The sequence below is a fragment of the Candidatus Zixiibacteriota bacterium genome, assembly GCA_019038695.1.
Lineage (GTDB): Bacteria > Zixibacteria > MSB-5A5 > GN15 > FEB-12 > B120-G9.
This window is the reverse complement of record JAHOYZ010000023.1, coordinates 72,711-87,065: the sequence shown is the minus strand read 5'-3', so window position 1 is coordinate 87,065 and position 14,355 is coordinate 72,711. Positions and strand designations below refer to the sequence as shown.

Here is a 14,355-nt window from a genome sequence, read left to right as displayed (position 1 = left end):
ACTTCGGGAGTTTCCTTTTGAGCGGGACTTCCTTCAGATGCCGGGTTTTCTGACAATTACATGAGAGTGGCAGAACCGCAAAGGGGTTCTGCCCTACGTCAACTACCAACAAGTTGTTAAAGACCAATCTTCCTCAGCAACTCCACATACCGCGTGTTCGACAAGATAGGATCGAAGAAGGGACCTGTTCCTATAAACACCAGCATGGGATTCCTCTCCACGTAGGCTTTCTCGAGCAAATCAAACGCCTCATCCATCCTGCCAAGGCCCAGGAGGACGTTGGCTTGGTGAACTGGGGAAACGTACCGCTTTTTCGCCAGCTCGTTCAGAATGTCAAGTGTTCTCAAGGCATCTTCTTCTTGACCACACACACCGCAGGCAAACCCGAAATACCCGAGCGAGTAAGCGTGTTCTACAGCAGACGCTTCGACCCTACGTATGGTCTTGACCACGCTCTCACACATACCGTTAGCAACATAAGCTAGAACGATCCACGTGTTTGCCAGCAGGAAGTTAGGATCCAAATCCAGTGTTTTCTGCTGGTTCTTGATGCTCTCCTCGTACCGGCGAGCAAAATAGTATGCAACCCCTACGACCGCGTTTATGATGAGCGACAGCGGATCCAGAACCCGAGCGCGCTCCGTCTCAGCGATCGCTTCGTCGAACCTGCCCATAGCGATGAGATAGACCCCGTACCACTCATGAGCCGTTGCGTAGTTTGGATTAAGCTCGATAGCGCGCTTGAATTCACTTTCTGCCGCGGACCAGTCCCACTCATGAAAAGTGTAGAACCAAGCCAGCGACGCGTGGGCCTCCCCCAACTTGTCATCAATCTCCAACGCCTTTTTTGCCGCGGTAAATGCCCTCGGGAAGGCCTCTTTGGGCGGGAAAAAGCCAAAAAAACCGGAGATGTTGTACGTATCGGCAACACCTACATGGGCTAGCGCATAATCGGGATCTTTCTCGATCGCCTGGTGAAAATGTTCCATGGCCAGCTTCATACCGCCTTCGAGCCGCCGATTCCAGAAATACAGGCCCTTGAGATAGAGATTATGGGCTTCCTGGTCATCGGTGTGCCGTTTTATGAGCGCACTTCTCTCCTCCCCGAGGAGTCTGACTTTGAGTTTATCCACAATCGCCAATGAGATTTCGTCCTGGATCGCAAAAACATCGTCAAGGGTGCGATCGTATTTTTCGGACCAGAGATGGAAGCCGTCTTTAACACTGACTAATTGTGCGGTTATGCGAAGACGGTTTCCTGCCTTCCGTACACTACCTTCTAGTACGGTTGTGACACCCAATTCTCGTCCTATGGTTGGAATATCGCGATCGGGTTGCTTGAACTGGAACGCCGACGTCCTGGCGGCTACCTTCAGTCCACTAAGTTGCGTCAGACCGTTGATCAGCTCTTCGGCGATACCGTCGCAGAAGTATTCCTGGTCTTTCTCGGGACTCATATCGACAAACGGCAGCACTGCTATCGATTGGTGCTGCTTTGTTGCTGATGTAGAACTACTCCCCTTGATGGAGACGCGCTTAATGTCGCTGGCCAAATCAGCAGCAGACTGGTAACGGGTCTCAACGTGCTTCTCAAGAACTCTCTCGATTACTCCCTGCAAGCCCTCAGGAATGTCAGAACGGTACCGCGCGAGCGGGTGTACCATATCATCGCAGACGGCCTTGAGAGTCGCGGCTTCAATGTCTCGCTTGAATGGATTCTGTTTGGTGATTAGCTCATATAGGACAACCCCAAGAGAGAAAAGATCGGAACGATGATCGATCTCTTTGCCCTGAACTTGCTCCGGGGACATATAGCCAATGGTTCCGAGAGTTGACCCTGTCTTAGTCAGCTGATCAGACCCCACGACAGAAGCCAGACCGAAATCGACGATTTTTGCCCTGCCATGTGAATCAATGAGGATGTTTGAGAGCTTGATGTCCCTGTGGGTGACACCTTTTTCGTGTGCATCCTGCAATCCTTCACATATCTGAATGCCCAGATCGAGTATCCGCTCTATAGGCAGGTCTTCATCTGACGAGAACTCTCTTACAGACTGCCCCTCGACATGCTCCATCGCAAAGAAAGGTCGTCCATTATGCTCGGCGACTTCAAAAATGGTGACGATGTTCGGATGATTCAACTTGGCTACCGCTTGTGCTTCTCGCTTAAAACGGGCACGGCAATCTTCATCCTGACAGAGGTGCGACGACAGGAACTTAAGTGCTACCTTACGATCAAGCTCAGTATCCTCAGCCAAGTACACTTCCCCCATACCACCGGCACCGATCTTCTCAATTATCTTGTAGTGCGAAACGTCGGTGCCTTTGGTCAGGGCAACGAAGGACTGGGTCCGATCATCATGTGATTCATCTGCCGCCATGGACAAATTGCCTCGTATCCTCTGTCACTTCACACTATCACCTTATGACTACAAGATAGAGATTTCAAATCTCAAGCGCAAATTCCATCTTGACTTCGCTCCAGCGATAACGTAAATCTTTCTCTGCAAACCACAAGTTTACCACGGTTTTGGCTCCTTTGGTTTGGCTCTAAAGACTCATAGTCAAACGCGTTATTATTCCATTTCAACAATTTACACAACTTAAGATACACTACCCACGTCAACTGAAGTTTGCATATATGAACGCTTGCACATATATTGGATGCCAATCGCAAGTCAGCGTTCGGTCGGGTCACAGGAATGGGGTTCCGGCTAACAGGAATTTGTAATCGGGTAATGCCATGGAACAAGCTCTTCAAATAAGTGGTCTTAGAAAAGTATTCAGGACAAAAGTAAAGACATCGGGGCTGGCGGCCGCTATGAAGAGTCTGGTCAGCCCAACCTATCGGAACACAACAGCCGTTGACAACATTTCATTCTCCGTTGACAGGGGTGAAATTCTCGCCTTCGTAGGTCCCAACGGTGCTGGGAAATCCACAACTATCAAGATTGTTACCGGCATTATGTTTCCCGATTCCGGCGATGTTACCGTGCTGGGTTTGAATCCACACCGGGAAAGGAAACAGCTATCATACAGGATAGGGACGGTGTTCGGTCAGAAATCACAGCTCTGGTATCACCTGCCGCCGATAGATTCCTTTCATCTCCTTGCGGATATCTATGATCTTGATCGCACAGAATCTGCAAAGCGTATTGATTTCCTGACCGAGGTTTTTCAAATCGGCGATTACCTGCGCGTACCGGTGAGGAAGCTATCCCTCGGAGAACGTATCCGATGCGAGATCGCCGCCTCACTCATTCACAAACCGGAGATCCTGTTTCTTGATGAACCGACTATCGGACTTGACGTGATCGTTAAGCAACGTATCAGACAATTGATTCGCACCATCAACGCCGAAGATCGGACTACTATCTTCCTTACCTCGCACGACACCGGAGATATAGGCAGTATCTGCAAACGTGCCATAGTAATTAACCACGGTCGCATCGTCTGGGATGATTCGGTCAACAGAATGAAATATTCGTTTTTTCGGAAGAAGACTATCGCCCTGAGGCTTGAGTCCCCTTTGAAATTGGTCATGGATGGTGTGGAGATCCTCAAGAAGAATGATCGTTCGGCCAAACTTGAGATCAATCTTGATCGGGTGGAACTATCGTGTGTCATCGAGGCGATCATGCAAAATAATCGCATCAAAGACATGACCGTTACCAATCCACCTCTTGATGATGTCATTGCCATGATATACTCGCAGGAAACGCCGTGAAGTACCTCAGGATATTGACTATTTCAGGCCGTGAACAGATTGCGTATCTTCCCGCTTTCTTATTGCGCAACGTGTTCTTCGTTGTACTCATGTTCATTTTCTATTCCCTGTGGAAAGCGATCTACCAGGATCACACTTCACTCGAGGGATATACGATGATCCAGATGGTTTGGTATCTTACTTTCGCTGAGGCTATCGAGCTTTCACGATCAGGAATTATGAACCAGATTCAGCGGGAAGTTAAAGACGGAACTGTTGTCTATGGTTTGGCTCGTCCGTACTCCTATGTATTGTTTAAAGTCTCACGCGGCATGGGGGAAAGTCTGATCAGAAGCCTGCCAATTCTCGTACTGGGATTCGTCATTGCCTATCTGTTTGTCGGGCCTCTTGACGGCTATCTGACAGCGCTGCCTTTTGGTCTGACACTGATTGCAGGGGGAATATTACTGAACGTCCTGTGGCAGGTGAACATCGGATTGCTTTCGTTTTGGTTTGAAGAGGTCGGTCCTTTCTTCTGGATTCTGACCAAACTGGCATTTATCGTTGGCGGAGTATTTTTCCCGATTGATCTCTATCCGGAATGGCTGGCCGGAATTGTGCGCTACTTGCCTTTCGCATTCTCCGCCTACTGGCCAGCGCGGACAATGGTCCGGTTTGATATGGATGTCTTTCTGATTGGGCTTTCAGGATTTGCGATCTATGCCACCATACTGTTTATGTGTTGCGCCATGACCTTTGCGATTGCTCGCAGGAGGGTACATGTCCAGGGTGGATAATACACATTCGGGAGATTCATCGCTTGCCAGATCGGTCAGGTTGTTTGGCCGCTATCAGGCGACCAACTTGTCGGCAGGGATCGAGTATCGCGCCGCCTTCCTGACCCAGGTCTTCGCAATGATTGTCAACAACTCCGCCTTTATTATATTCTGGCTGATTCTATTTGACCGCGTTGGTACGATCAAAGGCTATGACTTCACAGCTGTCATGTTTCTCTGGGCGCTGGCAGCAACCGGTTTTGGAATTGCAGCCGTATTTTTCGGTAATTCATCGCATCTATCTCAAATCATCTACAATGGCGAACTCGACGTTTACCTATTGCAGCCCAAACCTGTTCTCCTCAATGTCCTGATCTCGCGTTCACATGTTTCCGGATGGGGAGATCTAGCCTATGGGCTTATCCTCTTTTTTGCCACCCAACCTATCAGCATAGGTGGTCTGTTGTTGTTCATGTTATTCAGCATCATGTTCGCAGCGATATTGATATCTTTGAGGGTATTGTATCACAGCATGACTTTCTTTCTTGGAAATGCCGAGGAATTGGCCACCAGGGCTTCCGATATGGTAATCAGCTTCGCATTGTATCCGGGGACGTTGTTTGATGGTCCGGTGGTTCTTTTGTTATATAGCCTGGTTCCGGCGGCACTTGCGGCTTGGATTCCGTTTGAGATATTTCAGTCCTTTGATGCCAACCAGCTTGCAATCCTAATCTGCGCCGATCTGCTGGTTGTCGGAATCGCCTACGGCGTGTTCTGTCTGGGATTACGATCATATGAGTCAGGGAACCGGATGGGGGTGCGTCTGTAGGAATCTCGCTCTTGAGGTAGAACGTCGGGGCAGACCTGCTTTCCGTGTATCCTCAGCCGTATATGTATCAGAGGTTTATGGTAGATGGATAATATCTACAAATGTCTGTTCTTTGTCCTTGACAATTACTGATTTAACAGTTAATTGTCTCGACTGCAGAAATACTTTCACACACATAACTTGACACATTAGAGAGAATTACTTGAACTTAGACCAACTATTACATGACACTGCTTTAGATAGACATAGAAGAAGCAACAAAACGACCAGACGATCCAGTAGCGGATTTGATAATTTGGATATTATCCCGAGCTTAATAAAGGGGATCAAACAACTTAACTTTGAGAACCCAACTCCCGTTCAGAAAGAAGCGATACCGGCAGGTATTCAAGGAAATGATATTCTCACCGTTGCACAGACTGGTTCCGGCAAAACTCTGGCATTTGGGATTCCAATGTTACAGCGTTTGTCACAAATGAAAAGAGGCACCGGACTTGTGGTAGTCCCGACTCGTGAACTGGCCATTCAGGTGGATGAGCAACTTCAAGCTCTTAGTCGCTTAGTACGTTTGCGTTCGGCAGTTTTGATCGGGGGAGCCTCAATGTCTTTGCAGTTGAATGCTCTCCAAAAAAAACCTCGCTTGATTATAGCGACTCCTGGAAGACTTATGGATCATATTGCAAGGAAAAGCGTCGACCTTTCTAATACAAAGGTTCTGATATTGGATGAGGCCGACCGGATGCTCGATATGGGGTTTGCTCCTGATATCAAGAAAATAGTGAAGTCAATTCCTGGCAAACGTCAAACAATGCTGTTTTCAGCAACTATGCCAAAAGCAATTGAAGCTATTGCTGATAAGTTCATGGAAGATCCGACCCGTATTGAGATCAGTCGTTCCGGCGCCACCCCTGTTGAGGTTAGCCATGAAATGTTTGTCATAAATAAGCGAGACAAGAGCCGGCTTTTGGCCTTCCAGCTCAAGCAGTGTTCCGGCCCGGTACTTGTATTTACGAAAACCAAATGGATGGCTCGCAAATTGACGACTAAAGTAAATAATATGGGGTTTGCCGCGGCTGAAATTCATTCCAACCGAAGTCAGGGACAAAGGCAAACGGCCTTAGAAGGATTCAAGCGGGGAAGATATCAGGTACTCATAGCAACTGATATTGCCGCCCGTGGAATCGACGTCTCAGGGATCGAACTGGTGGTCAACTACGATATGCCGGCTAACTCAGAAGATTACGTTCATCGTATCGGCCGCACCGGTCGGGCCGGGAAAACCGGCCACGCCATTTCTTATGCTACTACCGATCAAAAGGGGTCTATCGGAAGTATCGAAAGATTCATGAATACCAAACTGGCTATCTCGGCTCTTCCGACCCTGCCTTCCGAGAAGCTCCTTATGAGAAAAGCCGATCAATCGAACTTGAGAAACGAGTCTGCAGGAGATGATAAGCCTTTAAAACGAAAAGCTTCCAAAAAGCGTTTATCAAAACGTCAGGACTTCAAGAAGCGTATTTCCAGGAAATCCGCTGTTAAGCGGATTGAATTAAAACAGAATAGCTTCAAGAGAAAAGATCCGAATCGAAAGTATGCATCATCACGCAACTCGGACGGACAGGATCGACAATGACTGATATAGCTCATATCCGAAATCTTGCTATTGTGGCTCATATTGACCACGGCAAAACGACTCTCATAGACTCTGTGTTCAAAGCAACACAGACCTTCCGGGCAAATCAGGAAGTGGCCGAACGGCTAATGGACAACAACGCAATAGAACGTGAACGTGGGATAACTATTCGTTCCAAGCACTGCACTGTATCGTGGAATGATTACTTGATAAATATCATTGATACTCCCGGTCACGCCGATTTCTCCGGCGAAGTTGAACGGGTACTCTCAATGGTAGACTCGGTTTTGTTGTTGGTTGATGCCAACGAAGGGCCGATGCCGCAGACCCGTTATGTGCTTATGCGTGCCCTGAAATTGGGTCTTCGCCCGATTGTCATTATCAATAAAGTAGACCGCCCGAACGCCCGTCCGGATTATGCCCTGGACAAGACCTTTGACCTCTTCATAGAACTGGGCGCTACCGATGAGCAGGCTAATTTTCCGGTACTCTATGGTTCCGGTCTTAACGGCTGGTTTGTCAATGATCTGGGTAAGGAAGAACAAAAGGGAATGGCTTCCCTGTTTCAGACAATCATTGACGAGGTCCCTGCTCCCGGGGGCAATCAGGATGGTGATTTCCTGATGCAGGTCAGCTCTCTTGATTGGAGTGACTATATCGGTCAAATCGGTTGTGGTCGGGTTCTTCGGGGTACTCTGAGGAAAGGTGAGGATTTCACACGCATAGCAACCAAGCTGAAAGATCCACTTCGTCAGGATGAAGGCTGGGAGTTGGTTTCTTCTTCAAGAGCAAAAGGTATCCACATGTGGATTACTCGCGGTCTGACACGGGTCGAGACCGACAAAATCTCCGCTGGCGATATCGTTTGGCTGGCCGGACCTCCCGAGATTGGGATTGGCGATACATTCTGCAAGAGTGAAGATACGAAGGAAGCATTAAGGCCTCTTGAGATCGAACAACCTACTCTATCTGTGTTTTTCTTAGTCAACAACGGACCGTTCTCAGGACAGGATGGCACAGCGATTATGCTCCGGCAGTTGAAAGAACGACTCGCAAGAGAACTGCGTGTAAATGTTGCTCTTCGAGTGGAAGATATCGGTCGGCCGGATGGTGTAAAAGTTTCAGGGCGCGGCGAACTTCATCTGGCTATCCTGATTGAAGAAATGCGACGTGAAGGACTTGAGCTTTGTATCTCTCGTCCGGAAGTAATCACGCGTCTTGACGAAAACGGTCATGTCCTGGAACCGATAGAACAGCTAATGATAGATGTTCCTGAACAGCACCAGGGCATTATCATTGAGAAGCTTGCCCGACGTAGAGGCGAGTTGGTTTCGGTTGAGAATGGTAGTACAGGTACGATTCGTATCGAGTTTGAAATCCCCACCCGCGGGTTGATCGGATACAGATCGGAGTTTCTAACCGACACGCGTGGTCTTGGAATCATGGCCTCCCGTTTTGTTGGCTACGGTTCGTGGCGTGGGAATATTGTATCAAGAACCAAAGGTTCTGTTATCAGTATCGAAACAGGTTCCGCTACCGCGTATGCCCTGGAAGGGCTTCAGGAGCGGTCTGTCATCTTTGTCGAACCGACCGAAAAGGTCTATACCGGCCAGATCGTCGGCGAAAACGCAAGAACAATGGATATGACCTGTAACCCAACCAAACGGAAACATCTGACCAACCATAGATCATCTACTAAAGATATGGGCGTTAAAGTTGATGCTCCCCGGAAAATGACACTGGAGCAGGCGATGGAATGGATCAGGGACGACGAACTGGTCGAAGTCACTCCCAAGTCTATTCGAATCAGGAAAGCGATTCTGGATGGCGATGACCGAAGGCGGGCCAGCAAAAAGCTGCTCGGTTTGGACGAAAGCGAAAATGGTTTGCAATTGAGACCTTCCGCATAGACGCCTGGCTAGTCATATCTAAGTCTTGTCTTGACTGGATCAAAAAACTCGACCTACAGAGCATAGTAAAAAATATCGGATGATGTCCGTTTTGTCACCCTTCGGGTTTCTCGCCGGTGATCGCTTCGATTTCTTTGAGCAGTTCCCGTTCGAGTTCGGTTTCGCTGACAGTGCGGACGATCTCACCCTGCTTGATCACAATCCCTTTTCCATCACCACCAGCGATGCCAACATCAGCTGTTTTTGCCTCGCCGGGACCATTTACCACGCAACCCATTACAGCCACTTTGAGGTGGGCTTTGATGTTCCTGGTCTTCCGCTCGATTGATTCAGCGATGGGGATCATATCTATCTGACAACGCCCACACGTAGGACAGGCGATGACCTCGACGCCATCAGTTTTCAGGGCACAGGATGTGAGAATCTGTTTAGCTACTCTCACCTCATGGATCGGATCGGCAGACAATGACACCCGCAGGGTGTCGCCGATGCCAGTCAGAAGAATGGCACCAATACCTACGGCTGATTTGACGGTACCAGTCTCAAGCGTCCCGGCTTCGGTGATACCGATATGCAGGGGATAGTCGCACCGCTGTGCAAGCAGATGATACGCCCAGAAAGCGGTGGTAGTGTCAGTCGATTTGACGGAGATGACGATGTCTTGGAAATCCATGTTCTCAAGTACGGCAATTTCTCGCATAGCCGCCTCGGCGAACGCTTCGGGATCATTGTGACCAAACTGCTCCAGCAGGTCTTTGGGAAGCGATCCGGAGTTGACGCCGATCCGAATCGGCACGCCAGCGTCTTTGGCGGCCTGGGTCACTTCGCGCACCTTCCACTCAGCACCAATATTTCCGGGATTGATACGAACCTTGTCGAATCCGGCTTCTATGGCTTTGAGCGCCAGCGTGTGCTGGAAGTGGATATCTGCAACTAAAGGTCCATCAATCTGTTCTCTGATATCTTTGAGGCAATCGGCGGCATCATCATTGATAACTGACATCCGTACAATGTCGCACCCAGCCTCGAAGAGTTCCCGAGTTTGCCGAACCGTCGCTTCAACATCTCGCGTGTCGGTGGTTGTCATGGACTGGATTGCAATCGGGAAACCACCACCGATGATAATATCACCGATCTTGACTGTCCGGCTCTTACGCCGCTGTATGGGGTATTTCAGTTCCATCGCATATCACCTTGACCAGTACACATTGGATCAATAGTTTACGCAATAGTAGACATGGCGGCAACCGGAAGTTATCACCGAAGAAGAAAGGAGCCGGTTTGATCTGGGTTAAGCGATTCCTGCCACTTGTCATTCTGATCGCGGCGTGGTTTGGTATTGATCACTACCGCAACAAACAAGCGGACGAATATGATCGGCTATCTCGGGAACAGGCACTGATCACGGCTCGGGTCTGGTACCTCAGCGCCCGGTTTCGTGAGGAACCTCAGACTTTTCTAATCCTGCGTGATTCTCTCCTTGTCGAATCGGGGGTTACGACGGAACAGATGCACAAGTATCTTGAATTGTACAATGATCGGCCTGAGAAATACGAGCAGTTCACGCGCTTGGTTAGCTACTATGTTGATTCGTTGTGCGAGTTAGGACATAAGTATCAGGGAAACCGCGACGAACAGCCGGACTCATTGGAAGTTGTACAGCCTGTCACTCAGGAGCCGTAAAGGCATCAGGGAAATGTTCCAGTTGGCCTTTGGTGAATGTGACAACATCGAACCGAAAGTCGTGCTGATGGATTTCTTCGTCTACGAGGTACCGTTGGGCGGCGCGAACGATATTGTAGACCTTGCGCTTATCAACGCGCTCGACTGGGTGTCCGAATTTTCTTGATGAGGTTGATTTCACTTCGACAAAGACAATCAGGCTATCCTTGCTGACAATCAAGTCTATTTCGCGGGGGCCATCATGCCAGTTACGCTCCAGGATTTCAAAACCCTGATCCTGAAAGAACCGAGCGGCCAGCTTCTCAAATGAGCGGCCGGTTTGCACGCGATTTGTGCCATCGGAAGGATCATCTTTAGACGAGAGCATACTCTTTCAAGAGATCCGCCACTGGCTTAAAGGATTTGCGGTGAATCTCGGTCGGGCCGTACATCTTCAACTCTTTGAGATGAGCCGGGGTCGGGTAGCCTTTGTGCTTAGAGAATGAGAAGGACGGATATAGAGGTTGCATCCGGTCCATAATACGGTCTCGCGTTACTTTGGCAACAATTGAAGCAGCTGAAATACACGGACATCGAGCATCACCAGCCACAACCGCAAACTGCGGAAGAGTGATATTCGGGACAGTGAATTTGCCATCGACCAGAACGAAGTCTGGGGATTGGTTGAGGTCCGACACGGCTTTACGCATGGCCATAAGCGACGCACGATGAATATTCATTCGATCAACATCTTCATTATCCAGTACACCTACGGCGCAGATCAGCCCGAGATCCACGATTTCGTCAAAGACACGCTCTCTCTGAAGGGGGGTAAGTTTCTTGGAATCATCCAGACCGTCTATGTTGGTATTAAACGGAAAAATGACGGCAGCCGCTACAACCGGACCAGCCAAAGGTCCCCGACCGACTTCATCAACACCACAAACAGCGCCATATCCCTTGCGAGCCAGCATCTCTTCGAGATGATCAAGATCGGGCAGAGTCACCATTTTGTCGAGATTCATTGTCATTTGCACCTCATATTTGTAGCGCCAGAGAGCGGCCATTTCAACAAAAAACGCTTCTTTCAGTTCATCGGAGCGGGAAACGTCTTTCATTAGGGCAATCGCTGATCTATATTGTCGGGCGAAATGTTCACAGAATGCACATGGTAGTATGAGCAGGAAAAAACAGAAGTCACTTGATTTCAAGGTTATTGCGGGAGCACTCAAAGGCGCCCGGATTGTCACTCCCGATCTGGGTGTCACTCGCCCACCATTGACGCGTTTGCGACGGGCTATCTTTGATTTCCTGGGGCCGTATCTTGACGATGCCAGTTATCTTGACCTGTTCAGTGGCACCGGCTCGTATCTTTTTGAAGCGGTTTCAAGAGGCGCGTCGCGTGCTGTCGGAGTCGAGCTTGAACCACAACTGGCAGAAGCGATCAATACACAAGCGAAAGAACTCGGTGTCGAGAGCAGTTTGCACTGCTATTGCCAGGATGTTTTTAATGCCATAGAACGCTTTGCCTCGAACGGGACATCGTTTGACATAATTATGATGGCACCGCCGCAATACCAAGGGTTGATCGACCAAGCTCTGACGATATTGAGCGAGCATCCTCTGTCAGCAGAACAGGGAATCATCATTTGTCAACATGATACTTCCGAGACCAAGGATATTGATTTCCAAAACTACCCCATGCTGCAATTGCGCAAGTACGGCAATACGACTTTCTCTGTGCTGGGCATAAAATAGACTGCGTAGATCAGTCTGACGCAACCCGAAGTTAGTGGACAAAACGACTATTCTCTCTATATTAAGTTATGTTGTTAGCTATTGATATTGGCAATACCAATGTTGTCCTGGGAATCCTTGAGGGCAACAAATTGACCGCCAGTTTTCGTCTGGCCACCCGAAGAGATGCTACGGCCGACGAAATCGGCGCAACGCTTCTTAATCTGCTCCAGCGAGACCAGATCGAGGTGAGCAGAATCACACGGGTGATTCTAGGTTCAGTGGTACCACCCCTGACGACCGCCTATGAGCAAGCCTGTGTCAGATATTTCCAACGCGAACCGCTGGTTGTATCACATGAAATTAAGCTACCAATTCGGATTGATATCGACCTGCCCCAACAAATCGGAGCGGATCGTATCGCCAACGCCGCAGCCGGCTATGAACTGTTTGGCGGTCCGGTGATCATTGTCGATTTCGGTACTGCCACGACGTTCGATATTGTCAGCGCTGAAGGAGCCTACATCGGCGGCGTGATCTCTCCCGGACCGGAGACTTCGATGGCCGAACTGGCACGGAAAGCAGCTCGTTTGTTCGATGTACGTATTGAGCGACCGGATAAAGTGGTGGGCAAATCGACTTCGGCGGCTTTGAAGTCGGGCCTATTTTACGGGACGGTCGGACAAGTGGATTTCATTATTGAGCGCATTCTCGATGAATGCAAATTCGAAGGTTGCAAGGTGATCGCGACTGGTGGTCTTGCTCCGGGCATTGAGAAACACTCCCGCCATATCGAACAGGTCATACCTGACCTTACATTGCAGGGATTACGGGTGATTGCAGGGGAGTAAGGGGCATGCCCCAAAAACAATAATCGTTAGTCCTGATCAATCAACTCATAGTAGCGGTGCGCCCAGCGTTCGCGAACGTGATACTTGGCGACATGATCATGGTACTGCCGGCCCAATCGGGCGCCGTCGATCCGACCCTGTTTGAGCTTCAGAATCAATTCGGAGAGCTTATCAGGCTGATCGGCCGGGAACCAGAGCGCGCCACCCGCCTTCTCCAATTCGCTGACCGCTTCGCCACCACGTGACCCAAAAATAATCGGGCGACCTGAAGCCATATACTCAAACAGTTTGGCAGGGAAAGTTCCTCTGGTGATCGGAACCTCTTTGAGACTCTCCACCAGAACATCGCTGGCTTTGAGAAAATACGGGATCGTTTCCAATGACTGAAGTCCAATGAAACAACAATTCTTCAGACCGTAATCCCGTACCATGCCTTCCAGCGCCTGCCGTTTCTGACCATCACCGGCAAACACGAAATATATATCCGGCTGGTCAACCAACTGACGGGCGGCCTCGATAACTGTCTCAAGACTATGTGCCCAGCCCAGGGTACCTGCGTACAGAACCAGGAATTTGTCATCCCAGCCGAACTTCTTACGAATTCCGTTGGAATCAGCAGCCAGGAATTCCTGACCGACACCGGATTTGATCGTTGTTACCTGGTTGGCTGGGATTCCGATATCTGTCATATACTGCGCGATACCATCCGTGACACCGACAATGTGATCGGCTCGACGGTAGATCCAGTGCATAAACTTCTTGAGCACTCTGGTAAACAGCGATGATTTGAGGTTGCCAAACTCCTCGCTGGATTCTGGTTGCAAATCGCGGATCTCAAGGATAAAGCGTGCCCGCCGCAGCTTGCTCACCAGCCAGCCGACGACTGGGGTAGTCACGGGCGGTGATGAAGCCAGGACAACGTCGAACTTGCCCTTGATACGCACACTGTTGAGGAGGGCTGTGAACATAAAAATGATAAAGCCGATCATCCGCTTTCCCGGGTACCGGTTTGAAGCCGGCAGGACGTAGCTGCGATATATCTTGACGCCATCTATTTCTTCGCGGTAGAAGAAGAAACCACGATATTTCTCAGGCACAATACCATCGGGATAGTTGGGAATAGCAGTCAGGACCGAAACATCCATCCCCTTATGTGCAAAGTAGCGGGCAAACTCGCCCAACCGTCTGACAGCGCCTCGTTCCGGCGGAAAATGCTGTGTAATAATCAAAATTCTCATATACTTACCCGTA

General features: G+C 49.4%; 13 protein-coding genes. 8 read left to right on the top strand and 5 right to left on the bottom strand.

All coding sequences use genetic code 11. The features are described from left to right. Positions 1-116: 116 nt before the first annotated feature. Positions 117-2,381, bottom strand: a complete 2,265-nt coding sequence (locus KOO62_08095; protein ID MBU8933956.1) for a protein kinase — start codon at positions 2,379-2,381, stop codon at positions 117-119. A 362-nt stretch (positions 2,382-2,743) separates the two neighbouring features. On the opposite strand from KOO62_08095, the gene KOO62_08090 reads away from it, so the two are divergent. The 5 genes from KOO62_08090 (at position 2,744) to typA (ending at position 8,854) form a co-directional block, all read left to right on the top strand. Continuing rightward, positions 2,744-3,727: an ATP-binding cassette domain-containing protein gene (locus KOO62_08090; GenBank protein ID MBU8933955.1), complete on the top strand. Its 984-nt coding sequence runs from the start codon at positions 2,744-2,746 to the stop codon at positions 3,725-3,727. Further along, a complete protein-coding gene (locus tag KOO62_08085) occupies positions 3,724-4,503 on the top strand; it encodes an ABC-2 family transporter protein (protein ID MBU8933954.1) in 780 nt (259 codons plus the stop codon). Before KOO62_08090 ends, KOO62_08085 begins: the two co-directional genes overlap by 4 nt. Then, complete coding sequence (locus KOO62_08080) at positions 4,496-5,311, top strand: ABC-2 family transporter protein (GenBank protein MBU8933953.1); 816 nt, start codon at positions 4,496-4,498, stop codon at positions 5,309-5,311. Before KOO62_08085 ends, KOO62_08080 begins: the two co-directional genes overlap by 8 nt. Positions 5,312-5,606: 295 nt before the next feature. Next, positions 5,607-6,944: a DEAD/DEAH box helicase gene (locus KOO62_08075; protein MBU8933952.1), complete on the top strand. Its 1,338-nt coding sequence runs from the start codon at positions 5,607-5,609 to the stop codon at positions 6,942-6,944. Beyond that, positions 6,941-8,854, top strand: a complete 1,914-nt coding sequence (gene typA, locus KOO62_08070; GenBank protein ID MBU8933951.1) for a translational GTPase TypA — start codon at positions 6,941-6,943, stop codon at positions 8,852-8,854. Before KOO62_08075 ends, typA begins: the two co-directional genes overlap by 4 nt. A 94-nt stretch (positions 8,855-8,948) precedes the next feature. On the opposite strand, the gene ispG is transcribed toward typA, so the two are convergent. Continuing rightward, positions 8,949-10,037 carry a flavodoxin-dependent (E)-4-hydroxy-3-methylbut-2-enyl-diphosphate synthase gene (gene ispG / locus KOO62_08065; GenBank protein ID MBU8933950.1) on the bottom strand — a complete coding sequence of 363 codons (1,089 nt, stop codon included), beginning with the start codon at positions 10,035-10,037 and terminating at the stop codon, positions 8,949-8,951. A gap of 11 nt (positions 10,038-10,048) precedes the next feature. On the opposite strand from ispG, the gene KOO62_08060 reads away from it, so the two are divergent. After that, positions 10,049-10,537, top strand: a complete 489-nt coding sequence (locus tag KOO62_08060; protein MBU8933949.1) for a hypothetical protein — start codon at positions 10,049-10,051, stop codon at positions 10,535-10,537. On the opposite strand, the gene KOO62_08055 is transcribed toward KOO62_08060, so the two are convergent. Both KOO62_08055 and KOO62_08050 read right to left on the bottom strand, forming a co-directional pair. Beyond that, positions 10,521-10,904 carry a YraN family protein gene (locus KOO62_08055; protein ID MBU8933948.1) on the bottom strand — a complete coding sequence of 128 codons (384 nt, stop codon included), beginning with the start codon at positions 10,902-10,904 and terminating at the stop codon, positions 10,521-10,523. The genes KOO62_08060 and KOO62_08055 overlap by 17 nt on opposite strands. Then, entirely contained in the window at positions 10,891-11,541 is a 651-nt protein-coding gene (locus KOO62_08050; protein ID MBU8933947.1) for a ribonuclease HII, read from the bottom strand. The genes KOO62_08055 and KOO62_08050 overlap by 14 nt, the downstream gene beginning before the upstream one ends. Before the next feature lie 151 nt (positions 11,542-11,692). Between KOO62_08050 and KOO62_08045 the strand changes: the two genes are divergently transcribed. After that, positions 11,693-12,274 (top strand): RsmD family RNA methyltransferase, encoded by a 582-nt coding sequence (locus tag KOO62_08045; protein MBU8933946.1) that lies wholly within the window; start codon positions 11,693-11,695, stop codon positions 12,272-12,274. 68 nt (positions 12,275-12,342) lie between these two features. Further along, a complete protein-coding gene (locus KOO62_08040; GenBank protein MBU8933945.1) occupies positions 12,343-13,104 on the top strand; it encodes a type III pantothenate kinase in 762 nt (253 codons plus the stop codon). Between the two features lie 26 nt (positions 13,105-13,130). Here KOO62_08040 and KOO62_08035 read toward each other — a convergent pair whose 3' ends face one another. Further along, positions 13,131-14,342 (bottom strand): glycosyltransferase family 4 protein, encoded by a 1,212-nt coding sequence (locus tag KOO62_08035; GenBank protein ID MBU8933944.1) that lies wholly within the window; start codon positions 14,340-14,342, stop codon positions 13,131-13,133. Positions 14,343-14,355 lie beyond the last annotated feature (13 nt).

Coding starts and splice junctions, on each gene's coding strand:
- KOO62_08095 (MBU8933956.1), bottom strand. CDS start 2,381: ATGGCGGCAGATGAATCACATGATGATCGGACCCAGTCCTTCGTTGCC.
- KOO62_08090 (MBU8933955.1), top strand. CDS start 2,744: ATGGAACAAGCTCTTCAAATAAGTGGTCTTAGAAAAGTATTCAGGACA.
- typA (MBU8933951.1), top strand. CDS start 6,941: ATGACTGATATAGCTCATATCCGAAATCTTGCTATTGTGGCTCATATT.
- ispG (MBU8933950.1), bottom strand. CDS start 10,037: ATGGAACTGAAATACCCCATACAGCGGCGTAAGAGCCGGACAGTCAAG.
- KOO62_08055 (MBU8933948.1), bottom strand. CDS start 10,904: ATGCTCTCGTCTAAAGATGATCCTTCCGATGGCACAAATCGCGTGCAA.
- KOO62_08050 (MBU8933947.1), bottom strand. CDS start 11,541: ATGAATCTCGACAAAATGGTGACTCTGCCCGATCTTGATCATCTCGAA.
- KOO62_08045 (MBU8933946.1), top strand. CDS start 11,693: ATGAGCAGGAAAAAACAGAAGTCACTTGATTTCAAGGTTATTGCGGGA.
- KOO62_08040 (MBU8933945.1), top strand. CDS start 12,343: ATGTTGTTAGCTATTGATATTGGCAATACCAATGTTGTCCTGGGAATC.
- KOO62_08035 (MBU8933944.1), bottom strand. CDS start 14,342: ATGAGAATTTTGATTATTACACAGCATTTTCCGCCGGAACGAGGCGCT.